The following is a 23729-nucleotide window of genomic DNA, read 5'->3' on the forward strand; positions in this document are numbered from 1 at the left end:
GTGCTGAGCATCTTGAAATTAGACGCAGGTGGAATTCCCCAGGGTTGGGTTAACGCAGAAGAAGCGACTAAGCATTACGCCGATAGTAGTGTTTTATGGACGCTAGGTGATCCCATCATGAAAATGCGCGGCGGTATCTCACGCGCCAGTGGATTACAGTCAGTCATTGAGCTTCACTCCATCATTGCGATAAAAGGTACGTCAAAGATCAATTTATTTGACGTTGTACCAGTCATCACAAAGCACAAACTATTTAAACGTGATCGTGGTCTATGTGCATATTGTGGTGATGCAATTCATGAAAATCATGCAGAGGCTGAGCACATTATTCCCAATAGTCGTGGCGGTCAATATTCTTGGATGAATCTAGTGATCTCTTGTCGCCCCTGTAATCAGCGCAAAGGCAACCGTACCCCAGAGCAAGCTGGCATGGGTCTTCTGTATACACCTTACATGCCAAGTCTTTACGAAGACATGATTCTGAAAGGCCGTAATATATTGGCTGATCAGATGGATTTTTTAGCCGCCAATCTTCCTAAAAATAGCCGCCTGCTCGAGGGCTTTTCCTGAGACATGAATTAGTGCAGCTGCGTTTGAAGCCAACAATCCGCACCTATCCGTTGCGGATTATTTTCATTGCAGTTTTGCTTTCAGTGTTGGGTCATCTACTGCTATTTTTCGGTATGCCATTCTTTTCGTTTGGCAGTTCGCCAGAAATAGCAGAAGACTTGATCATCAAAACTGAGCTTAAAGCTGAGCCGCCACAAAAAATTCAAATGGCTAAAGCGCCAATCAAAAAACCCATTCAGGAAGAAACGTCTAATAGCCTCGCCGATGATAAAAGCTCTAACCCTGGAAATCAATCGGGTGGCTTTAACCAGCAGGGTGTAGCTTTCAAATTACCAGGTTCTGGAATTTTGTATTACGACGCATATGTCGATGGTCAGAAATACCAAACAGCAGAAATTGATTGGATTGTCGAAGGTAATTCCTATCGCCTCTATATCAACATTCCTTATGCCTTTGTTGGCCCATTTGTTTTTGAATCCAGAGGAACAGTAGATGGCTATGGAATTGCCCCCATTATTTATTGGTCGCAACGCGGTACCAGGACTCCTCGTTATTCAAGATTTGATCGTGATGCAAAGGGAGGAGGGCAGATGTACTTTTCGGAGAAGCCTGATTTCACTCCAACAATCGTTCCCGGAACCCAGGACCGCTTTAGCTTAATGTTCCAATTGGCCTCGCTGCTAAATGGTAGCGATAGCAAGATAGATGAAGCAGGTAGCATTCGCTTGATTCCGGTTGTGGATTACAACACTCTAGAAAATTGGCACTTTAAGAGCTATGGTGAGGCATTTAACGAGGACATTCCAAGTCTAGGCAAGACTATTAATCGTCATTACGCCTTGATGCAAAGAGAAAATGATCCATATAAGCGCCAGGTAGATATCTGGCTTGCCAAAGATCTTGAATGGCTACCAGGACGCATACGCTCACTAGAAGCGAATGGTCGTGTACTGGAGTTGGTATTTAGGCAAAAGAACCCTATACCGTCTACGATGGGTCTTTAGGAGCCGGATCCAGGTTTAGGGTTTTGATTGTTATGACCAAGCAAGGCGCCCATCATGGTGTAGAGCGCTGCGCCAGACATAGAAACGGCGAAGATTCCTGAAAAAGAGATGATGATGGGCAAGATTCGCCATTTTTCAGCCAGCGTGTAGTCGCCATAGCCAACAGTTGTATACATTTCACCGGCAAAGTAAAAGGTTTGTGGATTGGTAGGGAATACTTTTAAGGCTACGCAGATATACGCCCAGATTACGATTTCACCCAAATGGATGGCAATGACTAGCAAAATGGCAATAAAGTAAGACAGAAAGCTAGCACCAAAAATACGACGCCTTGTCATCACGTCGTCGATCCAGTGAAAAGCTCCTGCTATACCTAGAACTGCAACTGCGTGAAGAGCCAACATGAGGCAGGCAGATACCACCATGATCCAGATTTGGCCATTGCCCATATCTGTATTGATTTCATTAAATAGGGTAGCAAAGCTAGGAAGGTCTGCGTTGTGGAGGAAGCTAAACATGGCTATAGGTTCTGGAGTTTCTTACAAGAATATCTTATTTGACATAATAATGATTATACGCAATTAAGCTATATCAGGATGTCGTTTTGAACTTGGTAGGCCCAGGATATGGCTCTTTATAAAGGCGCTGCCAGCGTGATGTGAGTCCTTCTACTATCCATGGCTTTTGGTAGATCTCTGCAATATCAATTGCTGAAAATCCATTGGTATTGCGCATACGAAGGTCAGCTCCTTTGTCCAGTAAGAACTTGATTAACTCCTCATTGCCAGATTGAGCTGCCATCATTAAAGGTGTGCTGCCATTAGGACCACGAGAGTCAATAATGGCACCATTAGTGACTAAAAATTGAGCAACCTGTAGTTGGCCCTTAGCACATGCGTAATGCAAAGGAGTCCAGCCGATATGGTCCACTTTGGCCTTATTTTGAAGTACCAAGGTCTTTACAACCGGCAAATCACCCTCTATAGAGGCTAGCATTAAGGGGGTTTCACCAAAATTATTGGATAAATCAACATCGGTCTTTTTATCCTTCAGTAGAAACTCAGTCACCTTTGTAGACTTGTCACGAATGGCAATGACGAGCATCGGATCGCCCTTCGAATCCACGGCATTTGGGCTTACACCAGCAGCTATTAGGGCTTTAACCTCCGAAATATCATCAAATTTGGCGGCTTTTGTGAAATTGGCTATTTGAGACTCAGTTTGGCCAAAACAAGCCATTCCAGTGCTGGCAAGCACTAAAAAGGCTACTGACCTAATTTTGATATTTAACATTAATTAGTTTTTCTATCTATCTGAAAACATTGGTAAAAGTTATTGGATGTACTATGAGCTAACTGATCTAGAGAAACACCCTTGAGATTGGCAATAAATTCACCTACTTTAGAAACCCAGGCCGGCTCATTAGTCTTACCTCGATATGGAATGGGAGCTAGATATGGGGAATCTGTTTCTATCAGCATGCGATCTAAGGGAACTTGTTTGCAGGTCTCTTGTAGATCCTTGGCACTTTTGAAAGTAACGATCCCTGAAAAGGAAATATAAAAACCCATCTCCATTGCCTGGCGAGCTACATCCAAGCTTTCAGTAAAGCAATGCATCACCCCTCCAATCCCTTCAGCACCCTCTTCTTTCAGGATTTTGATGGTGTCCTCTGATGCTGATCGAGTATGGATAATCAACGGCTTTTTAGCTAACAGGGCTGCCCTAATGTGGATTCTAAACCGCTCTCTTTGCCATTCCATAGATTCGTAGCTGCGATCACCCATGCGGTAATAATCCAAACCGGTTTCACCGATCGCAACAATCTTAGAATACTTTTTAGCTGTATCCACCAGGAAATCCATAGTTGGCTCTGGCGTGTCCTCATAATCAGGATGAACCCCGACTGAAGCATATAGATGGGCATGATCCTGGGCGAGTTTTAAGACATTAGGGAAATCTGGAAGATCTACCGATACACAGAGTGCATGACTGACATTGGCTGCTTTCATATTAGCCAAGACTTCTGGAAGGCGAGCTTGAAACTCAGGAAAATCGAGGTGGCAGTGAGAATCAATGAACATAGCTACATTTTAGTCTGCCTGAGCAAACTCGATGCTCTTATGGCGGGCCAGGAACTAGCCTTCAAATACCTGCTGATATTGAGAAAGTAGTGCCTCTAGCTGAACTCGACTTGCTAAAGGATGATTTTCAGAGCGTCGTGCCTGTACTAGGGATTTCCAAAATTGATGCAGCTTCAAAGGTCTAGCGCCTTGCGCTAAGCCCTTCAAGGTCGCAATATGTTTTGGGTAATATCGTGGAGTGCCGCCTTGCGCAACAAGCTGAAGATCAGATGCCCAACGTTGCATGGTAGCCAACAAGAATGAATATTGTGCTTTATGCGTCTTTTCTGCCGCTTCAAGCCAAGGAATACGAACGCCCTGCGCCATAGATTGCAATAAGAGCCTTGAAGCAGCGATAGCAATGGTTAATTCATCTTTATCGTCTTTATTGTGACGGGCGGTTAGGGAGTCCAAAACTGAATATGGTGCCCCACCCTGCTCGTCATAAATAGTTTCAATATCAGCTTCATTGACCTTATACCCAGAAATCTTAGGCAGTTGATCTTTTAACCAAGCTAGGCCTTCTGTGCGATTTGGGCGAGGCGCTATCAATAAGCGGCAGCGAGAGCGAATGGTCGGCAAGACACGATCAACCCGATCAGCCAAAAGAATGAAAATAGTATTGGCAGGCGGTTCTTCTAGAGACTTTAGCAAGGTATTCGCTGAATCCGATCGCAGCATTTCTAATGGGTAAATGAGGATCACACGATTGCCGCCACGGTGCGACCCGATTGAGAGACTCTCGATCGCGCTGCGTGTTTCCTCAATAGAAATATTTTTCTTTTCTTTTTTCTCGCTTGACTCGCCATCTGAGTCATCGCGTGCTGCTCTACCTTTTTTCGGTGCTTCATCTGCCTCATAGTCGGCCTGCGGCAGGAGTTTACGGTGCGTCTCCGGAACCAGGGCGATAAAGTCTGGATGATTGCCGGTATTAAACCAATGACAAGCCTCGCATTGATTGCAAGGTTTATTGCCCTGACTCGATTCACATAAGAGTGCTTTAGCCAGCTCAACTGCAAAGGCAAACTTACCAATACCCGATTGACCGTGCAACAAAATAGCATTGGGAAATTTCTGAAAATTCAGGCCTTCCCATAAAGGTTGCAGCCAAGGCGCTATTTGGCTTTCTTGCTGCATTGGAAGCATCAAGTCACTCATTTACAGATTAATCTTCAATGACTGCAATCCGTTCCAGATGGCATCTGGAGTTTTGGTGGCATCAACCAAGTGAAAGCGTTGTGGAGCTTCCTTCGCGCGACGAAGATATTCTTGGCGAACTTTCTCAAAGAAATGGAGATCCATTTTTTCAAATTTATCAGGGGCTCTGACTTTAGAGCGACGCGCTTCGGCAACTTCACCCGGTAAGTCAAACAGGATGGTTAAGTTGGGCTGCAATAATGAGCCATCATTACGTCCTTGCACCCATTGCTCAAGCGCATTTAATTTAGCAATGCTCAGGCCGCGGCCACCACCTTGATAAGCAAAACTGGCATCAGTGAATCGATCTGAGATCACAATCTTGCCCGCTTGCAGGGCTGGCTCGATCACTTGTGCAATATGTTCGCGGCGGGCTGCAAACATCAACAAGGCTTCAGTTTCGAGATTCATGGGCGCATCAAGCAGTAGCGCGCGCAATTGTTCGCCTAGTGGCGTGCCGCCTGGCTCACGAGTCACGACCACTTCCCGATTGGGGTAACGCTCTTGCATGAGTTTGCAGAAAGCATCGATATGCGTGCTCTTACCGGCACCATCAATACCTTCAAAGCTAATGAAATATCCTGGGAGTGTAGCGGTCATATTAATTGGATTTGGGTGTGAGTTTTCGTTGGTAACGATCTACGGCAGACTCATGTTCGCTTAAGGTTTGTGAAAAATGGCTTGTGCCATCACCTTTCGCTACAAAATACAAAGCATTACTTTGGGTCGGATGAACGGCGGCGAGCAATGATTCTTTGCTGGGCATGGCAATCGGTGTCGGTGGCAATCCTTTATGCATATAGGTATTGTAGGGACTATCTTTGCGAAGGTCTGCCTTCCGCAAATTTCCGTCAAATCGCGGGCCTATTCCATAAATAATGGTCGGATCTGTCTGCAGCATCATGCCTTTATGAAGGCGATTCAGAAATACTGCAGCAACCATTCCTCGATCGCTTCGCCGCCCTGTTTCTTTTTCAATGATGGAGGACAAAATCAGGAGCTCATACGGAGTCTTTAGGGGTGAACCAGCGCTCTTTTGCTCCCACGCTTGTGAGAGTTGCTTTTGCATTGCTAAAGAGGCGCGTCGATAAATATTGATGTCGGGCTCATCGGGATCAAAAACATAGGTATCTGGAAAAAATAGGCCCTCATCACCGGGATAATTTAAGTTCAAACTTTGCAATAAGGCTTTTGAACTAATTCCTTTGGTTTGATGAATCAATGCTGGATGCGAATCGACTAGGGCTCTAAGTTGCCATATGGTCATGCCAGGAATAATGGCGATGCTTTCTCGAACCCGATCGCCACGTGCAATCTGTAGCAGAATTTTTCCTAGACTTGCGCCGGTTGGTAGTAGATACGTTCCAGGCTTTAACTTTGAGCCGACAAATAATGCTCGAGCACTTATCTGAAACGGCAAGACTGGGGTTGATAGCCCTTGCTCTTGTAATTGCTGGGCAATACTGCTTAAGCCAGATTGCGGCGCAACTTTAACTTTATAGACAAGGGTGTCTTGAGTATTGGTATGGCTCGGTACAGCCGGCCATATAAAAATGCCGCCATAAATCAATATCAATAAACCAATGAAAGCAAGGAAGTAGGAACGCAGGCGAAGACCCCAAGTCTTTTTCTTGCTAAAAAAGGATCTTCCCTGAATTTTTCTGCGCATCAGGCTATGATAAAAGGGAGATGACACAGACTAATCAAAACACGCAAATTGAAGGACAAATAGCCCCTACTGGGCTTAGCCTACTCCCACAATGGGGCTTAATTTTTGTTGAAGGGCCAGATGCCGCCAGTTTTCTGCAAAATCAACTCACCAATTCTGTTCTTGGCCTAAACCGAACGGTAGCCCCTCAGATTGCCCAATCCTATGGATCGGTTCGATTATTAGGCTACTGTAGTCCTAAGGGTCGATTACTGGCGAGCGCATGGGGTGCATTAATTCCAAGAGACTCAGCTGCCGATGATCGATTTGCTTTATTCATTTCCAAAGACATTGCCGCTAGCACCGCTAAACGTTTATCGATGTATGTATTACGTTCTAAGGTTAAGGTGACCGATGCATCAGAGATATGGAATGTTTCTGGCTACTTTGGATCGAGCGAATCAATGGATTCATTTGCTATCAATGAATCACAAATAGGATTGCGATTGCCAGATGTCCTCGCTAATGGTCGATCCTTTAGTCGTATCTTGATTGCACAAGAAAAAACAGATACAACATTAGACAATGCTGCATTTAGATCTTGGAATCACTTGGAAGTTTTAAGTGCGATTCCAAGGATCGTGTTGGCAACGCAAGAGCAATTTGTTCCGCAAATGATTAATTTTGAATCTGTTGCAGGGGTAGATTTCAAAAAAGGCTGTTATCCAGGGCAAGAAATTGTGGCTCGCAGTCAGTATCGTGGCGCCATTAAAAGACGTCTATTTTTGGCCCACCTTTCTGACGGCACTTTTACAGAGGAGTCAACGCAGTCCGGCGTAGAGTTATTTCACAGTCAGGACCCTAGCCAACCTGCGGGCATGGTCGTTTTATCGGCTGAAAGCCCTCTAGAGCAAGGCAGAATCGATCTCCAGGTGGAGTGCAAATTGGACGTGCTCGAACATGGGGAAATACGTCTAGGAAGTGTGCAGGGACCTGTGTTAAAAATAGATTCATTGCCATACCCATTAATCGAAATCTAATTACCCGCTACCCAATTCATGTGCCTCATTCTTTTTGCATGGAACTCACACCCCGACTACTCATTGGTAGTTGCGGCAAATCGTGATGAATTCTATGAGCGTGATACTGCAGGCATTGCGTATTGGCCAGAACACCCCCATGTTTTAGCCGGAAGAGATCGGGCTGATGTTTTAGGGAGTCCAGGTACTTGGCTTGGGTTTACCAAAACCGGAAAGTTTGCGGCGTTAACAAATGTTCGGGCACCTAGCGAAAAAAATCCGGATGCCAGAACGCGGGGTGAACTATCTTTAAAGTATCTCACCAGCAAAGATAAGCCTGCTGAGTTTATGCAGGAGAACTCCAAAAGCTTTAACCATTACAACGGCTTTAATTTATTAATGGCAGATCTAAGTGATCCTGCGAATGCTGAAATGCATTGGGTTAGCAATCGCATGATGATGGGTCAAAATATCCGCCCTCGCAAAGTCTTTCCACACCAACCTCTTGATCCTGGCGTTTATGGGCTTTCGAATGCTATGTTGGATACTCCTTGGCCCAAGGTGAATCATCGAATAGCAGCGTTTGCTCAAGTATTAGCAATGGATCATGGGCAATTGAAGAGTGCCGATCAATACCTTAAGGTCTTGGCTGATACACATCATGCGAGCGACCATGAATTACCCAATACTGGTGTTAGCCGTGAATGGGAAAAAGCCCTTTCCCCTGCTTTCATTAAGACGCCCTCTTATGGCACGCGCTCCAGTACGGTACTCAGAGTTCGCAAGGATGGAAACTTTGAAATGGTAGAGCGTCGCTTTGATGCCACTGGTGCAGTTGGGCACGATGTCATTACTGGCGCACTCAGTACTGCGCCAGGCTCAAATCTTTCGGTATAAATCTAGCTGAATTGATGTTTACTTTGAACGAAGGTCTTCGTTCACAACTCGCTCACCACTAGCATCACGTGTTGGCAAACGTTTGATGAATTGGAATGTACCTGTAGCCATACAGCAGATCTCACCTTGGTCGTTATATAGCTTGGCTTCACAGAAAGCCATAGTCGCCGTTCTACGAACAGTATCCGCCTTTACACGTAAGACACCATTGGCTGCTTGCATAAAGTTATTTTTCAGCTCAATCGTGACGACACTTCGATCACTCGGATCTCCAGACCTTGCGGCAACAGCCATTGCTACATCCATTAAGGTCAATAACACACCGCCGTGCGCTACGGCCCAAGTATTGGTGTGCTCAGGCTTAAGTGCCAATAAGATTTCTCCCTTACCCATTTCGGCACTTAAAAAGCGAACGCCTAATAGTTTTAGAAAAGGGACATTTAATTCTTCGCCTAAATTGGCTAACTGAGTTTGCGGATTAATTTGGACTTGTTTGTTCATAAAGGCGATTTTAGAGGCTTCAGCGCCATTTTGGGAATACACCTAGAATAAGCCCCATGTCCTTTACCTTAAGCGGCGATGACGTCTGCCAGCTCACATATCCCAGTCCAATTCCCGACCCCTATTGGGTTGCGTTTTCCCCTTCTGCCGCAAAACTCATTCAATTAGATTTAGATGCCTCTGGATTACCATCTGACCCCGCATGGCTAGAGCTTCTTGCAGGCAATACTTTGAGCACAAGCAAACATAATTTTGCTAACCCCATTGCAACCGTCTATAGCGGTCATCAGTTCGGGGTTTGGGCTGGTCAATTAGGTGATGGTCGCGCAATTTTGCTGGGTAACATTCAGGGGCAGGAATTACAACTGAAGGGTGCAGGTAAAACGATCTATTCGCGCATGGGTGATGGTCGGGCTGTTTTAAGGTCGTCCATCCGCGAGTACTTATGTAGTGAAGCTATGTATGCGCTGGGTGTTCCTACTACTCGGGCACTCTCTGTTGTGGGCTCTTCCTTGCCAGTGCTCAGAGAATCATTGGAGACAGCCGCTGTCTGTGCCCGCTTAGCGCCAAGCTTTATTCGCATTGGACATTTCGAGCACTTTGCTTTTACGCAAAACATAGTTCGACTAAAAGAGCTTGCTGATTTACTCATTCAAGACCATTACCCGGAGTGCGAAAGCGATTCAGAGCCCTACCTTGAATTATTCAAGCAAATTTGTATTCGCAATGCAAAGCTAGTAGCGCAATGGCAGGCCGTTGGCTTTTGTCATGGAGTGTTAAATAGCGACAACATAAGTGCCTTAGGTCTCACCATGGACTATGGACCATTTGGATTTTTAGACCAATTTGAAATTGACCACATCTGCAACCATAGCGATCATGGTGGTCGATATGCTTATCATCGCCAACCGCAGATCATGCATTGGAATATGGCTTGCCTGGCTAGTGGCTTTCTGCCACTTCTCGAGCTCACGCATGACGAGGAAGAGGCTCAATCTCGATTAAGAGGAGTCTTGGAAGAGTTTCCAGTGATGTATGCCCAAACTTGGCAGTCATTATTTAGGCAAAAATTAGGCTTACTTACTGCTGATGAAGCAGATATTAGTCTGATAGAGCGTTTACTCCAAGCAATCCATGATTCAAAGGTCGATTTCACCAGTTTTTTTAGAACGCTCAGTCAAATTAAGCTAGACCAGCCCATACATCAAATCACTTTGAGGGATCACTTTATTGATCGTGAGCTAATCGATCAGTGGTTTACGGACTATGCGCTGCGCTTGCAATCTGAATCGAGTGTAGATTCCGCCAGAATGAAATCTATGAATCTGGTCAATCCTAAATATATTTTGCGCAATCATTTGGCACAAACGGCTATTGAAAAAGCACAACAGCATGACTTTTCTGAAGTCAGTCGATTGATGAATATTCTGAGTAGGCCGTATGACGAACAACCTGAATTTGAAGCATATGCAGTGCCACCGCCTGAAGATCTGGAGCGAGTCGAAGTTAGTTGCTCCTCTTAAGATCACGAGCAGACTTTTCTTATCGGAGACTATATGAAGAAAACAGATCAAGAATACAAACAGACCTTAAGTGATATTGAATATCGGGTAACCCGAGAGGCAGCAACCGAGAGGCCTTTTACAGGTAAATATTGGGATCATTGGGATCAAGGCAAGTACACCTGTGTTTGCTGTGGCACCCCACTCTTCTTATCAGAAACCAAATTTGATGCTGGTTGCGGCTGGCCTAGCTATAACGCACCAGAAGAAGACTCTGTAATCAAAGAGGTCAGAGACGCGACTCATGGAATGATTCGTACTGAAGTACGCTGCGCTCATTGTGATGCTCATTTAGGGCATGTTTTTGATGATGGTCCTATGCCCACCGGTCTGCGGTATTGCATTAACTCTGCTTCTTTGAGTTTTGAGCCTAGCGAGAATGCTCAATCCGTGAAGAAAGATAAATAGCTGGATAATCTCTTTTATGAAATTTTTATTTGACCTCTTCCCCATCATTCTGTTTTTTGTCGCCTTCAAACTAGGCGATATCTATACCGCAACCATCGTGGCCATGGTAGCTACGATTTGCCAGATCCTCTGGGTGTATTACCGTCATCGCAAAATCGATGTCATGCAGTGGGTCAGCTTAGTCATGATCATCGTCTTTGGTAGCTTAACGATTTTCTTGCATGACAAAACATTTATTCAGTTAAAGCCAACTGCTCTTTATTGGTTATTCTCAGGAGCCCTGTTCATCAGCGCACAGTTCTTTAATAAAAATTGGATTCAGGTGCTCATGGGTAAGCAAGTTACTCTCAAACCAGAGGGAACTCAGTCGGTATGGCATCGACTGAATCTTGCCTGGTCCGCGTTCTTTTTCTTTATGGGCGCCCTCAATTTGTATGTTGCATTTGAATATTCTGAAGAGGCTTGGGTCAATTTCAAGCTTTTTGGTAGCACCGGCCTCTTAGTTGTCTTTGTCATCATTCAGGGTATTTGGTTGGCTCGCCATATGGAGCACCCAGAGGAATGAATATCAATCAACAGCGTATTGCTTTATTCGAAGAAGATTTACGCAAGGCTTTTGATGTACAAAAGCTAGTTATAGAGGATGAAAGTCACTTGCATGCTGGTCATGCAGGAGCAGCAACTGGCGGTGGTCACTTTAAGTTGACTATTGTTGCGCCACAGTTTCAGGGCTTGAGTCCAGTTGCGCGCCATCGAGCTATTTATGCTGCCCTAAATCGCCATATCCCAAAAGAAATCCACGCTTTAACGATTTCAGCCCTAACCCCAGAGGAAGCTGGGACCTAGCCTGCTTTACACTCTTCAAATTCATTACTTTTAATCGATTGTCATTATGTTAAAAACACGTCACCTCATTACTTTTAGCGTCGCCGCCTCCCTAATCTCGATGACATCTGCCACGGCTTTTGCCCAGAATGCAGCAATTGTGAATGGCAAGGCTATACCAAAAGCACAGTTGGATAAGTTAGTACAAAAATCTGGCCAAGCCGATAATCCACAAGTGCGAGATCAAGCTCGTGAAATGCTCGTGACGAGAGAATTGATTTTGCAAGAAGCTGACAAGCGCGGTGTCATTCAAAAAGAATCGGTTCGCGAGCAATTAGAGCAATCACGAGTTGGCATTTTGGTTGCCGCTGTATTTGAAGACTATGTCGAAAAAGAAGGTGTCACTGAAGCAGAGCTGAAGGCTGCATATGAGTCTGTAAAAGCCCAGTACACCGGCAAGGAATACCATGTCGAGCATATTTTGGTAGAAAAAGAATCAGACGCAAAAGCCATCATTGCCCAAATCAAAGCGGGTGGCAACTTTGAAGAAATCGCTAAAGCCAAATCCAAGGATCCTGGCTCAGCTCCTAATGGCGGTGATCTCGGATGGGTGACTGATAAAGCACTGGTGCCAGAGTTCTCAAAAGCGATGGTGCAATTAAAAAACGGTCAAGTGACTGATAAACCAGTGAAGTCTCAATTTGGTTGGCACATCATTAAGATGATTGACACTCGTGATATGAAGGCACCTAGTTTTGATGAGCTCAAGGCCCAACTCAAGCAAATGATTGCCTCTGATCAAAATTGGCAAAAGGCTAAATTTTCAGAAATGATGCAAAAATTGCGCGCTAAGGCAAAAGTCCAGTAAAACGAATTAAGTAATTAATCTTTTCTGGCTGGGTAGCGGCGAGGACGCATTTTCTGAATCGCCATACCCGCTATTCCGCAAGCAAAAGCGGACATCACAAAGACATCTCTTGGCTGAGACAGATCCCAAATCCACCCAGCGCATAAGCCGCCAATCGTTCCGCCAAAACCATAGGAAACCGTAGCCATAATCGCTTGGCCTCTGGCTTGCAGTGGCCCAGTAAACCAGCGCTGTAGTAATTTTGTAGCTGCACTATGGTGAGCTGCAAAAGTTGCAGCATGCATCAATTGCGCAACGATCAATACAGAGGTCATTGGCAAGAATGCAATCAAAATGAAGCGGATCACACCAATACCGAATGCACCTTGCAAAATCACTTCTGCATCTAAACGACTAAGTACCTTGTTTTGGTAGTAAAAGAAGATCACTTCAGCAGCAACACCTAATGCCCAAAAAAGGCCGATTTGAAATTTATCGTAACCAAGATTTGCTAGGTATAGGGAATAAAACACATACAACGAGGCATGCGCAAAGATCATGAAGAAGCCAGATACCAAAAACCAGCGCACATCCGGATTAAACAAGACCACCAGCAATTCACCCTTCACCATCTTGCGTCGTTCCATCTTCGGCTCATGTAAGCAAAAGGTGATTAGCGCTAAAGCAGAAAGCACTACTACACCGACGTAGGGATAGAGTTCAATACCTTTGCGTTGGAAGAACTCACCCGCAACAAGCACCATGGTAATGAAGCCAATAGAGCCCCAGAGCCTTAAGCGCCCATAACGCTTATCAAAAGAATTGTCTTTATATAAAGCATGAATGGTTGCAGTCTCGCCTAATGGCATTTGACTGCTGAGGATTGTATGTAATACAAACATCCAAATAAAGAAACTGAGGTAGCTGTGTAAAAAGAAGATGCATACAAATACCAATGCAGCTAGACAGGCGCAAACACGAATGATGCCGATGCGATTCGAGAGGTAGTCTGACAACCATCCCCAGCTAAAGGGGCCAACAATCCTTGTGATTTGAAGCATCGACATCAATACCGCAATCTCGATGACATTAAAGCCATGATCTAAGAAAAACAAGCTCGCGTATGGCGACACCAAGCCAACATATGCAAAATATAAAAAGAAAAAGGACCCGAAGGCCCAGCGAAGCACAGGCGTCATCTTAAATAGATTCGCTAATCGCTTTTAGAACCAGGGCGTGCCGCAGGTATGGGTGCTACATCTAGTTTGACGTCAGCACATTGCGCGCGATGACGTAAAGCATGATCCATCAAGACTAAAGCCAGCATGGCTTCTGCAATGGGCGTAGCGCGAATCCCGACGCAAGGATCATGACGACCCTTAGTCTGAACAGTAATTGGCTTACCACTGAGATCAATGGATTGCTTGGGGCTCATGATGCTCGAAGTAGGCTTGATCGCAATTGATACCCGTAAATCTTGACCGGTACTGATACCCCCTAATGTGCCGCCAGCATTATTGCTAGCAAATCCATCGGGGAATAACTCATCACCATGCTCGCTACCGCGTTGAGCGACTGACTTAAATCCAGAGCCGATCTCAACACCCTTGACTGCATTAATGCCCATCATGGCATGGGCAATATCAGCATCGAGCTTGTCAAACAAGGGCTCGCCAAGGCCGATAGGTACATTACGCGCACGCACCTCAATACGAGCACCACAGGAATCCCCTGCTTTGCGTAGCGCATCCATGTAGGTTTCTAGTTGCGGAATGATCTTGCCATTCGCGGCAAAGAATGGATTTTGTTCAATCTGAGTAACATCTTCAAATGGAATCTCAATTTCACCGAGTTGACTCATATAGCCATAAAACTCAGTTCCATATTGTTGGCGCAACCATTTTTTTGCAATCGCTGCTGCTGCCACTACGGGTGCAGTCAGACGAGCAGAGGAACGACCCCCACCCCGTGGATCACGAAGACCAAATTTATGGTGGTAGGCGTAGTCGGCATGACCAGGTCTGAAGGTTTGCAAAATATCCCCGTAGTCTTGACTACGTTGATCGGTATTGCGTATTAATAGTCCAATCGGCGCACCCGTAGTTTTGCCCTCAAATACGCCTGACAGAATTTCGACCCTATCTTCTTCCTTGCGTTGAGTCACATGACGAGAGGTGCCTGGCTTACGACGATCTAAGTCAGTTTGCAGGTCAGATTCACTGAGAAGCATGCCTGGAGGGCAGCCATCAACCACAGCACCAATAGCTGGACCGTGAGATTCACCAAAAGTGGTAACAGTAAAAAGGAGGCCTAAAGTATTTCCTGACATACCGACATTATGTCATTTGTCAGGAATATTCGACTAGAAATGCTTAATTTGCGGCCTTTTCAGCGTCTTCCGGCCAATCACGAATGTAGGCCTTAAGCATGGTGTTCTCGAAGTCTTGCGCTTCTACGACAGATTTTGCGACGTCGTAGAAAGAGATCACACCCATCAACATCTTCTGATCAACAACAGGCAGGTAGCGTGCATGGTCTACCAACATCATGCGACGCACTTCGTCGATTTCAGTTTCCATATTGCAAGTTAAGGGGTTTTGATTCATGACCGAGCTTACATGCAGGCCATCTAAGCTGCCATGGTGTGTTGCCAAAGCAGCAATAACTTCGCGGAAAGTGAGAATGCCAACGAGCTTGTCGTACTCCATGACTACTAGAGAGCCTATGTCGTGTTCACTCATCACTAGCACTGCAGTTTGCAGTGGAGTCTCGGGAGCAACCGTAAATAAGGTGCTGCCCTTCACGCGCAGAATGTCACGAACTTTCATTTAGTCTCCAAAAACAATGAACTGATGGTTTCAATATAGACCCAAGCCACCCCCGAATCAAGCTTTTGCCTAGCTGATTTAGTAACGAATAACCCTAATGACACCACTTCGAATGCTGGGCAGATTGGCTACTAGCACTGCGCCGGCCAAGGTAATCCACCAGGTAAGGTAGATCCACAACAAAGCGAGCGGGAGGATGGCGAAGGCGCCATAGACTGTCTTATAGAAGGCTGTATGGGTTAAGAAAATGGCAAACCCAAACTTCATGATTTCAAAACTGAAGGCAGCAAAGAAGGCTCCAAAGAAAGCATCTTTCCACAAAATCAATGAATACGGCAGAATCTTATAAACAACTGTGTAAACCAACACTGCAAGGAGTATTGGGGCGATGGTGGCGATCAGACTAAACCCTACAGATACAGCTTCAGTCCAACCTTCCGATGCACTAAAAAGTACGCCGCTTAAGTAGATTCCAAGACCCAATAATATTGGCCCCAAAATAGTTGCAGCAGTATAGATGGCAACCTTTTTATGCAGTGGTCGATTTTTTTGCACTTTAAAAATTTGATTGAAAGCGCCTTCGATCACTGAGAGAGTCATCAGCGCAGTAACAAATAAACCCGCTAAGCCCAAAAGTGTTAACCCTCTCGCTTGTGCAGAAAATTGATCCAGGTAGATAAATACTTGTTGATTAATGCCACCAGGCATATAGGTTTCCAAAAGCCAGGACTTAAAGGCATTTTTTACCTGAATGACACTGGGCAAATACCCGAATAGAATGGTGGCGATGGTTACCATAGGAACCAGGGAGAGAATGGTTGTATAGGCCAAGCTCGCCGCAATTTGATTCAGTTTTTGGTCGCGATTACCCTCCCAGATCTCTTTAGCTAGAGAGAGCCATAATTGGGGGTTACGAATTAAGCGCATCGCCGTATCATAAGAGAATATGAGCCAACACGATATTTTAGTTTTGTACTACTCCCGTTACGGGGCCACCAAAGATTTAGCACGCCTGATTGCCGAAGGCATAGAAAGTGTTCCTGGAGTTAATGCGCGCCTACGGACAGTTCCTCCGGTTTCTACCGTTTGTGAGTCCACCGAATCGACAGTTCCAAGTGAGGGAGCCCCTTATGTGGAATATTCCGATTTACAAGAATGCATCGGCTTAGCATTGGGATCCCCTACTCGTTTTGGAAACATGGCTGCCCCCATGAAATATTTTTGGGATGGTAGTTCATCGCAATGGTTGAGTGGCGCTCTGATCGGCAAACCTGCTTGTGTATTTACCAGCACGGGGAGCATGCATGGCGGTCAAGAAAGCACCTTACTCACGATGATGATTCCTCTGCTTCATCACGGTATGATGATTGTCGGGTTACCTTATAGCGAACCTGACCTCATGTCTTCTGCAACTGGTGGTAGCCCATATGGCGTCACTCATTTAGCTCATGCAGATGGAAGAGCACCGATAAGCCCAGAAGAGCAACGCTTAGCAAAAGCGCAAGGCAAACGGCTGGCGCAAACCGCACTTAAGCTTATTAAGGCTTAATGCGATATGTTTAAAAAGCTTCTGGATAAAAATCCCTATCAGTTATTAGCAACCGCTGCTTTTATTGATCTATTCATTTTGTGCATCGCATGGGAGTGGTTCATCTCCCCTTTGCGTCCTGGTGGTTCATGGCTCATCCTGAAAGGCATCCCTTTACTATTTGCCATTCCAGGCCTCTGGAAAGGCAAGGTCTATACGATGCAGTGGGCCTCGATGTTGATCTTGCTCTACATCACTGAAGGTTTAGTACGCATTCTAGAAACGGGTGCAAATTTTTGGATGGCTTTGCTAGAAACAACTCTTGCCACAATCGGCTTTGTTTGTCTTTTAATGTACCTAAAGCCCATTAAAAAGGAAGCAAAGAATCTGGCAAAGCAAAGGTTGCAAGCAGAACAAAAATGAACCGCTTTATCGATCAGCTGAAAGAAGTTCTGGAGCAAAAATATATCTTGATCGAAGATCAAGATAAGGCGCCCTACCTTACAGATTGGCGCAAACGCTACACTGGAAAAGCCCTGGCAGTACTTTTGCCAAGAACCTCTGAGGAAGTTGCCAAAATAGTAAAGCTATGCGTTGCCAATCAAATTGCCATCGTTCCTCAAGGTGGTCACACAGGGTTTTGTGGTGGCGCTACGCCTGATGATAGTGGTGAGCAAATTGTGCTCAATCTTAAGCGTATGAATACCATTCGTGAAATTGATGTTGCCAATCAAACAATCACGTTAGAAGCGGGTTGTATATTGCAATCGATTCAAGAGAAATCAGCTGAACAAGATTTTTTATTTCCTTTGAGTTTGGGGGCGGAAGGCAGCTGCATGATTGGCGGTAATCTCGCTACCAATGCCGGCGGCACTAATGTGCTGCGCTATGGTAATACTCGCGATCTGTGTCTTGGCTTAGAGGTTGTCACTGCCAAGGGTGAGATCTGGAATGGCCTAAAAGGTTTGCGTAAAGACAATACTGGCTACGATCTGAGAGATCTATTTGTTGGTTCCGAAGGTACCTTGGGCATCATTACAGCGGCGGTCATGAAGTTATACCCATTGCCGATCTCTCAATGGACTACCCTAGTTGCGACAGACAGCCTTGCGTCAACCATCACCTTGCTAAACCTATTTCAGAAGCGGGCCACCTCCCTGTTGACAGGTTTTGAGATGATGACTCAAGAGTCGCTAGTCCTTAATGAAAAGCATTTTCCGCAAATGGCTAATCCTTTAAAAGGCAATCCACCCTTCACTGTCTTAATTGAATTATCAGATCATGAAAGCGAGGCGCACGTTAGACAACTTCTAGAAACGATTTTGGAAGAGGCTTTTGAGGCAGGCTTGATTAAAGACGCTGTCATTGCCAATAGTCTGGCTCAGGCGAATACCTTCTGGCATATGCGTGAGCACATCACCCTAGCCCAAGCACTAGAAGGCGCCAATCTCAAACATGACATCACTATCCCCTTATCTGCCCTAGAAAGCTTTGTTGAGGAAACGGATTCCTTAGTGAGGTCCAAGTTCCCAGGAGTGCGAATTATCAATTTTGGACATCTAGGGGATGGCAATCTGCACTACAACATCGCCCCGCCTGTGGATGTTGATGCAAAGGTCTTCAATTTGGCTAATGAAAAGCCCATTTATGAGCTGGTATATGCCCAAGTTGAGCGCTGCCATGGCTCCATATCTGCCGAACATGGCATTGGAAAGCTCAAATTAGAGGATTTACGGGCTCATAAGGGTGAAGTTGCCCACGAGCTCATGAAAACCTTAAAAAGGGCTCTAGACCCCCAAAATATCCTCAATCCGCATAAAGTCGTCTCAATTTAAGAAATTTCTGAACTTTTTATAAATATTTTGTATTTCCTGTCATCTCGACCTCTTTCTGATGCGTTGTATGGCCATGGAGGTGACAAATATGTCAACAAGACTAAAACGCTGGGCCCGTGCAATTGAACAAATCGACTTGTCCAAAAGGACACCTGAAGTGGCTATTGGCTACCTAGATAGCAAATACCGCGATATCGCTTGGCGTTACATCCGTATTCTGGGCTTTGAACGCACCATCAGCTTCATGGCTAGCAATAACTTCCATCCAGAATAAGCAAACCGCTTTAAGATAAAACCCTAAATAATTGATTTATTTAGGGTTTTTTGCATTTATAGGCCATATACCAGCACGCTAGACAAAGAATGCTCTGGCTTCATCGATAACAGTATCTGGCAGCTCTTCTGGGATGTAATGTCCGCAAGGCACCGACTTGCCGGTGACCTCATTTGCCACCCTTTTCCAGTCTTCTAATGGTTTAAAGCATTTATGCACTAGGCCATGCTCCCCCCAAAGAACATGAAACGGCATTGATAATTTCTTCCCAGAGTCACGGTCTGCGCGATCATGAACTAAATCAATCGTGGCCGCAGCTCGGTAGTCTTCACACATGGCATGCATGCTCTGTGGATTGCTAGCACCTGCTAGATATTCTGCCCAACGATCAGGACTAAAAATACCGGTACCCGCATGTCTACCCATATGATTTTTGAGCCAGTATTCAGGATTGGCGCCAATCATGGTTTCGGGTACAGGTTCAGGTTGAATTAAAAAGAACCAATGCCAGTAACCTTTAGCAAATTCCATGGTGGTATTTTCGTACATAGTCAGGGTTGGGGAAATATCCAAGACCATCAACTTCAGCACATTCTCTGGATGATCCATCGCCATGCGATGTGAAACTCGTCCACCTCGATCATGACCAAGTAAGAAAAATTGCTGGTGACCTAGGGACTTCATGAGGGCAACTTGGTCAGCTGCCATGGATCTCTTTGAGTAGCTTGAGTGATCTGTCTTCCCATGAGGCTTAGAAGAACCTCCATAACCTCGCAGATCGGAGCAAACCACGGTGTAGTGCTTAGCTAATACTGGAGCAACCTGATGCCAGATTGCCTTGGTTTGTGGAAAACCATGCAAAAGCAATAAAGCTGGTCCAGAGCCGCCTACGAGGCAAGCAATCTCGATAGGACCATCTTCAGAGGGGACGGTTACGAGCTTTTGCTCAAATCCAGGGAAAGTCACACTCATTGATTGAGCCCTATCGATCTGCTACTGCTTGAATCTGAGCAACAGTCAAATATCCTTTATTGCCAGAGTCAAGATAGCTAAAGTGATCATAGATACGAGGCATACAACCCTTAGCTTCATCCTTTGTTAACTTGCCATCATGGTTGGTATCGCACTTAGCAAATCTTTGGGCAATTTCTTTATTGCGTGATGCATCATCCGCATAACTCAATACTGGCGACAGAGCCAGTCCTAAACAGAGGGCCGCTGCTGAAAGAACTTGCTTCATGGTTGAGCCTTATTTACCTGTTGGCGTTGGATTGGCTGAACTTTCCATCGCAACACGAACAATCTTTTTAGCCATCTCCACAAATGACTCTACCGAGCCAGAGCCTGTTCTGAAGGAGTTACCTTGAATAGTCACTAAGCCCTCGCCTAATAACTGCTTAGTCTGGCTATCGGTAATTTTGCTTTCGACTAGTAGTGCTGGCGTCTTAGAATTAACACCGCCGGCATAAGCCGCCGCATTCGCTGCTAAACCAATCGGCGTGAAATTCCAGGGCTGGAGACTATCAGCCGAACTTTCAGCACCAGTAATGCCAACGGTTATTCGAGCTACACCTGGTCCTGGAGCAGTCACTATACGAATGTCTCCACGAGAATTTACGGCAGCAACCATAGAGTCTTGTAAAGTAATTTGTGCTTGAGAAATAGACTCCGCACTAACATCCTTGGTAGCACTTTGATTCAAATAAATGGGATCCAAGATAACTGCAGTGTAGGCGGAAGGATTCACTCCAGATACGCGATATCTCCAAATGCGCACATCGGATTGACTTGTTGCCACAGGAACGAGTACTGCATAGTTTGGCAAGAAACCAGACCTGGGCATTGGCTCAGAAGCCAGCTTTGGAGTGTTGCTACATGCAGCCAACACAATGGCAGCGGATACTATTGCAGCAAATACATTCAATTTACGCATGATGCTTCCTTTAAGTAATACAGATTAGTCTGGTGATGGACACGGTAACATGCCACCGGTTTTTTTATGCAGCTGAGGTTTGCAATCTATTGATGACGTGCTGCCAGGAGATACTTTTGGTTCCGCAGTAGGCGCAGGCGCAGAGGAAGATGTTTTTAAGGAATCGTTAGAAACTGCCACAGCCGCAGCAGGTACTGCAGCATTAACTGACGATGCTGGTACTGGCTTAGCAGGTTCAAGGCCTACTGAGCGATAAAAAGATTTATCGGTACCTGGGCATGGCATGACTGCTCCAGTCTTTGGATTGATCACATCTTTACACTGTGGATTCGCCTCAAGCCGAGCCTCTAATTTAGCTACCGTGCAGGCTGAAAGTATCAAGCTACCAAGGATTAAAACAGTCAACAGCTTGGTATGAATAGGCGTCATGTATGAATGCGTTTAGTGGGCCAAAATCTTGGAGAGGAAATCTTTTGCTCGAAGGGATCTTGCTTCGGGATTACCAAAGAATTCGTCTTTGCTGCAATCTTCCAGTATGCGACCCTGGTCCATAAAGATCACTCGATTACTCACCTTGCGAGCAAAGCCCATTTCATGAGTCACACAACACATGGTCATGCCTTCATTGGCCAGTTTAACCATGACATCTAAAACCTCACCCACCATTTCAGGGTCGAGTGCTGATGTAGGCTCATCAAAGAGCATGACGATCGGATCCATGCTTAATGCACGGGCAATCGCTACACGCTGCTGTTGGCCGCCAGATAATTGCCCTGGAAACTTATCCTTCTGAGCAATCAGGCCTACGCGCTCTAGGTATTTCAGCCCATGATTTTTAGCTTCTTCCGCTGAACGACCTAGCACCTTCATTTGCGCAAGCGTGAGATTCTCAGTAATACTTAGGTGCGGGAAAAGTTCAAAGTGCTGAAACACCATCCCTACTCTGGCTCGCAACTTCGGCAGATTGGTTTTTGAATCATGCAAGCTGATTCCATCGACAATGATTTCGCCTGCCTGAAATGGTTCCAATGCATTGATGGTTTTAATAAGTGTTGACTTGCCTGATCCAGATGGACCACAAATCACTACTACCTCACCCTTTTGAATGGAGGTTGTGCAATCAGTTAAGACCTGAAAGTCACCGTACCACTTCGAAACGTTTTGCAGTTCAATCATGATGATCTAGAAATAGTATGTAAATGGTTTAGCGTATAATTGCGACTTTTGCTTGCACTCGTCTGACGATTTTCGAGAGTGAGAAGCAAATAACGAAATAGGTAAAGGCGGCCAAGATATAAGTCTCCATTGGGCGGCCATAGTTTTTGCCGGCAATTTCAAAGCCTTTCAGTAGGTCATAGGCGCCAATGGCGTATACCAAGGAAGTATCTTGAAACAAGATGATAGTTTGTGTCATAAAGACTGGAATCATGTTTCTAAAGGCTTGTGGCAGGACGATAAAACGCATGTTCTGGCCGTAAGTCATACCTAGTGCTTGGGCGGCATAACCCTGCCCTTTTGGTACAGACTGAATTCCAGCGCGCACAATTTCTGAGAAGAATGCACCTTCAAAAGCAATGAAGGTAATGGTGGCCGATAAATCTGCGCCTATGGGTCGACCAATTAACATTGGGATCAACAAGAAGAACCATAAGATCACCATCACCAATGGAATCGACCTCATAGTGTTGACATAAATTGTTGCTGGATAGGCTAAGCTAGGCTTACCAGATAAACGCATCAACGCCAAGAAGGTGCCAAAGACGATTCCACCAAGAGTAGCAATGACTGTCAGCTGAACGCTAAACAGCATACCCTTCATGATGTAGTTGGTGAAGAGTTCCCAGTTATAGAAACTGAGGTCTAGGCTCAGCATGATGTCACCATGAAATACATAATCTGTTTCATTTAGTGAGCCGCCGCTTCAGTGTTAGAAACAATAAAGCCAGGGATGCGAGAGCGCTTCTCGATATGCGCCATCACACGGTTAACAGCAAATGCCGATAAGGCATAGAGCAGTGTGACAGCTAGGTAGATTTCAACGCCGCGCGATGTCTCTTCCTGTGCTTGCATTGCAAATAGAGTGAGCTCTGGAACGGATACCGCAAACGCTACCGATGAATTCTTAATGAGATTCATGCTCTCAGATGTGAGCGGTGGAATGACAATACGCAATGCCATTGGCAAGATGATGTAACGATAGCTTTGAAAGGTGGTTAAACCCAATGCTGTTGCCGCAGCCTTCTGACCACTTGGTAATGATTGAATACCTGCCCTCACCTGTTCAGCGATACGCGCTGAGGTAAAGAAACCCAAAGCAATGCTGACCAATAAATAGGATGGAAATGCTTTTAAAGGTGGAATCAAGGCAGGAATAACGTGATACCAAAGAAATACCTGAACCAAGATTGGGATATTTCGAAAGAGCTCTACCCACGCCGTAGATAGTCGTACCAAAAGACGGTTTAAGGCGGTCTCGGGCGGCAAGGTGCGTAAGGTTCCCATGACAGCACCAAGTGTCATGGCAATGACTAAACCCAAGCCTGCGACTGCAAGAGTCCAGCCCCAGGCCTTCATGAGCCAATCTAAATAACTGGGGTCAGCATTTTGACCAATACCTAATAAAGCGGAGAAGCAGTGGTCAACTACTTCTCCGTCTAAGGTACTTTTACAAAAGATTCCTAAATCCATAAAACTGATCGCATAGATTTTTACTTATTGAATATTGAGTTT

At 45.4% G+C, this 23729-nt stretch carries 31 protein-coding genes; 13 read left to right on the top strand and 18 right to left on the bottom strand.

The window, feature by feature from the left end:
* Both FD968_RS05180 and FD968_RS05185 read left to right on the top strand, forming a co-directional pair.
* The gene (locus FD968_RS05180; protein WP_371817749.1) at positions 1–570 is read left to right on the top strand and encodes an HNH endonuclease; all 570 of its coding nucleotides are present in this window, start codon (positions 1–3) and stop codon (positions 568–570) included.
* A gap of 11 nt (positions 571–581) precedes the next feature.
* Positions 582–1574, top strand: coding sequence for a DUF3108 domain-containing protein (locus FD968_RS05185; protein WP_251367652.1), 993 nt, complete (start codon positions 582–584; stop codon positions 1572–1574).
* Here the strand turns inward: FD968_RS05185 and FD968_RS05190 are convergent.
* The 6 genes from FD968_RS05190 to mltG all read right to left on the bottom strand — a co-directional run bounded on the left by FD968_RS05190 (position 1571) and on the right by mltG (position 6563).
* Entirely contained in the window at positions 1571–2092 is a 522-nt protein-coding gene (locus tag FD968_RS05190; protein WP_215367797.1) for an ion channel, read from the bottom strand. The genes FD968_RS05185 and FD968_RS05190 overlap by 4 nt on opposite strands.
* A 73-nt stretch (positions 2093–2165) precedes the next feature.
* Positions 2166–2867: an ankyrin repeat domain-containing protein gene (locus FD968_RS05195; RefSeq protein ID WP_215367799.1), complete on the bottom strand. Its 702-nt coding sequence runs from the start codon at positions 2865–2867 to the stop codon at positions 2166–2168.
* Entirely contained in the window at positions 2867–3658 is a 792-nt protein-coding gene (locus tag FD968_RS05200; RefSeq protein WP_215367801.1) for a TatD family hydrolase, read from the bottom strand. The genes FD968_RS05195 and FD968_RS05200 overlap by 1 nt, the downstream gene beginning before the upstream one ends.
* A gap of 54 nt (positions 3659–3712) precedes the next feature.
* Positions 3713–4855: a DNA polymerase III subunit delta' gene (locus FD968_RS05205; protein ID WP_251367653.1), complete on the bottom strand. Its 1143-nt coding sequence runs from the start codon at positions 4853–4855 to the stop codon at positions 3713–3715.
* The gene (gene tmk / locus FD968_RS05210; RefSeq protein ID WP_215367803.1) at positions 4856–5494 is read right to left on the bottom strand and encodes a dTMP kinase; all 639 of its coding nucleotides are present in this window, start codon (positions 5492–5494) and stop codon (positions 4856–4858) included.
* A gap of 1 nt (position 5495) precedes the next feature.
* The gene (gene mltG, locus FD968_RS05215) at positions 5496–6563 is read right to left on the bottom strand and encodes an endolytic transglycosylase MltG (protein ID WP_215367805.1); all 1068 of its coding nucleotides are present in this window, start codon (positions 6561–6563) and stop codon (positions 5496–5498) included.
* A gap of 20 nt (positions 6564–6583) precedes the next feature.
* On the opposite strand from mltG, the gene FD968_RS05220 reads away from it, so the two are divergent.
* Complete coding sequence (locus tag FD968_RS05220; RefSeq protein ID WP_215367807.1) at positions 6584–7582, top strand: folate-binding protein YgfZ; 999 nt, start codon at positions 6584–6586, stop codon at positions 7580–7582.
* 18 nt (positions 7583–7600) lie between these two features.
* Positions 7601–8458, top strand: a complete 858-nt coding sequence (locus FD968_RS05225) for an NRDE family protein (RefSeq protein ID WP_215367809.1) — start codon at positions 7601–7603, stop codon at positions 8456–8458.
* An 18-nt stretch (positions 8459–8476) separates the two neighbouring features.
* On the opposite strand, the gene FD968_RS05230 is transcribed toward FD968_RS05225, so the two are convergent.
* Positions 8477–8959, bottom strand: a complete 483-nt coding sequence (locus tag FD968_RS05230) for a PaaI family thioesterase (protein WP_215367810.1) — start codon at positions 8957–8959, stop codon at positions 8477–8479.
* A gap of 56 nt (positions 8960–9015) precedes the next feature.
* On the opposite strand from FD968_RS05230, the gene FD968_RS05235 reads away from it, so the two are divergent.
* The 5 genes from FD968_RS05235 to FD968_RS05255 are packed head-to-tail and all read left to right on the top strand — an operon-like array spanning position 9016 to position 12622.
* On the top strand, positions 9016–10482 hold the full coding sequence (locus FD968_RS05235) for a YdiU family protein (protein WP_215367812.1): 1467 nt from the start codon (positions 9016–9018) through the stop codon (positions 10480–10482).
* 33 nt (positions 10483–10515) lie between these two features.
* Entirely contained in the window at positions 10516–10929 is a 414-nt protein-coding gene (gene msrB, locus FD968_RS05240; RefSeq protein WP_215367814.1) for a peptide-methionine (R)-S-oxide reductase MsrB, read from the top strand.
* 16 nt (positions 10930–10945) lie between these two features.
* Complete coding sequence (locus FD968_RS05245) at positions 10946–11494, top strand: septation protein A (RefSeq protein WP_215367816.1); 549 nt, start codon at positions 10946–10948, stop codon at positions 11492–11494.
* Entirely contained in the window at positions 11491–11775 is a 285-nt protein-coding gene (locus tag FD968_RS05250) for a BolA family transcriptional regulator (RefSeq protein WP_215367818.1), read from the top strand. The genes FD968_RS05245 and FD968_RS05250 overlap by 4 nt, the downstream gene beginning before the upstream one ends.
* A gap of 46 nt (positions 11776–11821) precedes the next feature.
* Entirely contained in the window at positions 11822–12622 is an 801-nt protein-coding gene (locus FD968_RS05255) for a peptidylprolyl isomerase (protein ID WP_215367820.1), read from the top strand.
* A 14-nt stretch (positions 12623–12636) separates the two neighbouring features.
* Here the strand turns inward: FD968_RS05255 and FD968_RS05260 are convergent, their stop codons facing one another.
* The 4 genes from FD968_RS05260 to FD968_RS05275 form a co-directional block, all read right to left on the bottom strand.
* Positions 12637–13800: an MFS transporter gene (locus FD968_RS05260; protein WP_215367822.1), complete on the bottom strand. Its 1164-nt coding sequence runs from the start codon at positions 13798–13800 to the stop codon at positions 12637–12639.
* 14 nt (positions 13801–13814) lie between these two features.
* The gene (gene aroC / locus FD968_RS05265) at positions 13815–14930 is read right to left on the bottom strand and encodes a chorismate synthase (RefSeq protein ID WP_215367824.1); all 1116 of its coding nucleotides are present in this window, start codon (positions 14928–14930) and stop codon (positions 13815–13817) included.
* A 43-nt stretch (positions 14931–14973) separates the two neighbouring features.
* Positions 14974–15429 carry a CBS domain-containing protein gene (locus FD968_RS05270; RefSeq protein ID WP_215367826.1) on the bottom strand — a complete coding sequence of 152 codons (456 nt, stop codon included), beginning with the start codon at positions 15427–15429 and terminating at the stop codon, positions 14974–14976.
* A gap of 78 nt (positions 15430–15507) precedes the next feature.
* Positions 15508–16356, bottom strand: a complete 849-nt coding sequence (locus tag FD968_RS05275) for a YihY family inner membrane protein (protein WP_215367828.1) — start codon at positions 16354–16356, stop codon at positions 15508–15510.
* 19 nt (positions 16357–16375) lie between these two features.
* Here FD968_RS05275 and wrbA point away from each other — a divergent pair, with 19 nt between their 5' ends.
* The 4 genes from wrbA (at position 16376) to FD968_RS05295 (ending at position 19066) form a co-directional block, all read left to right on the top strand.
* On the top strand, positions 16376–16978 hold the full coding sequence (gene wrbA, locus FD968_RS05280) for an NAD(P)H:quinone oxidoreductase (RefSeq protein ID WP_215367830.1): 603 nt from the start codon (positions 16376–16378) through the stop codon (positions 16976–16978).
* A gap of 6 nt (positions 16979–16984) precedes the next feature.
* Entirely contained in the window at positions 16985–17380 is a 396-nt protein-coding gene (locus FD968_RS05285) for a DUF2069 domain-containing protein (RefSeq protein ID WP_215367832.1), read from the top strand.
* On the top strand, positions 17377–18792 hold the full coding sequence (locus tag FD968_RS05290) for an FAD-binding oxidoreductase (protein ID WP_215367834.1): 1416 nt from the start codon (positions 17377–17379) through the stop codon (positions 18790–18792). The genes FD968_RS05285 and FD968_RS05290 overlap by 4 nt, the downstream gene beginning before the upstream one ends.
* Positions 18793–18880: 88 nt before the next feature.
* Positions 18881–19066 carry a hypothetical protein gene (locus tag FD968_RS05295; protein WP_143744363.1) on the top strand — a complete coding sequence of 62 codons (186 nt, stop codon included), beginning with the start codon at positions 18881–18883 and terminating at the stop codon, positions 19064–19066.
* Positions 19067–19144: 78 nt separating this feature from the next.
* On the opposite strand, the gene FD968_RS05300 is transcribed toward FD968_RS05295, so the two are convergent.
* The 7 genes from FD968_RS05300 to FD968_RS05330 are packed head-to-tail and all read right to left on the bottom strand — an operon-like array spanning position 19145 to position 23687.
* Positions 19145–20038 carry an alpha/beta fold hydrolase gene (locus tag FD968_RS05300; RefSeq protein ID WP_215367836.1) on the bottom strand — a complete coding sequence of 298 codons (894 nt, stop codon included), beginning with the start codon at positions 20036–20038 and terminating at the stop codon, positions 19145–19147.
* A gap of 10 nt (positions 20039–20048) precedes the next feature.
* Entirely contained in the window at positions 20049–20306 is a 258-nt protein-coding gene (locus FD968_RS05305; RefSeq protein ID WP_215367838.1) for a hypothetical protein, read from the bottom strand.
* Positions 20307–20315: 9 nt separating this feature from the next.
* Positions 20316–20999 carry a DUF3313 family protein gene (locus FD968_RS05310; RefSeq protein ID WP_215367840.1) on the bottom strand — a complete coding sequence of 228 codons (684 nt, stop codon included), beginning with the start codon at positions 20997–20999 and terminating at the stop codon, positions 20316–20318.
* A gap of 24 nt (positions 21000–21023) precedes the next feature.
* On the bottom strand, positions 21024–21428 hold the full coding sequence (locus FD968_RS05315; protein ID WP_215367842.1) for a hypothetical protein: 405 nt from the start codon (positions 21426–21428) through the stop codon (positions 21024–21026).
* A 12-nt stretch (positions 21429–21440) separates the two neighbouring features.
* A complete protein-coding gene (locus FD968_RS05320) occupies positions 21441–22175 on the bottom strand; it encodes an amino acid ABC transporter ATP-binding protein (RefSeq protein WP_215367844.1) in 735 nt (244 codons plus the stop codon).
* Positions 22176–22203: 28 nt separating this feature from the next.
* The gene (locus tag FD968_RS05325; protein WP_215368053.1) at positions 22204–22875 is read right to left on the bottom strand and encodes an amino acid ABC transporter permease; all 672 of its coding nucleotides are present in this window, start codon (positions 22873–22875) and stop codon (positions 22204–22206) included.
* 29 nt (positions 22876–22904) lie between these two features.
* Positions 22905–23687: an amino acid ABC transporter permease gene (locus tag FD968_RS05330; protein ID WP_215367846.1), complete on the bottom strand. Its 783-nt coding sequence runs from the start codon at positions 23685–23687 to the stop codon at positions 22905–22907.
* Positions 23688–23729 lie beyond the last annotated feature (42 nt).

The sequence above is a fragment of the Polynucleobacter sp. AP-Titi-500A-B4 genome, assembly GCF_018688095.1.
In the GTDB taxonomy this organism is placed as follows: Bacteria; Pseudomonadota; Gammaproteobacteria; order Burkholderiales; family Burkholderiaceae; genus Polynucleobacter.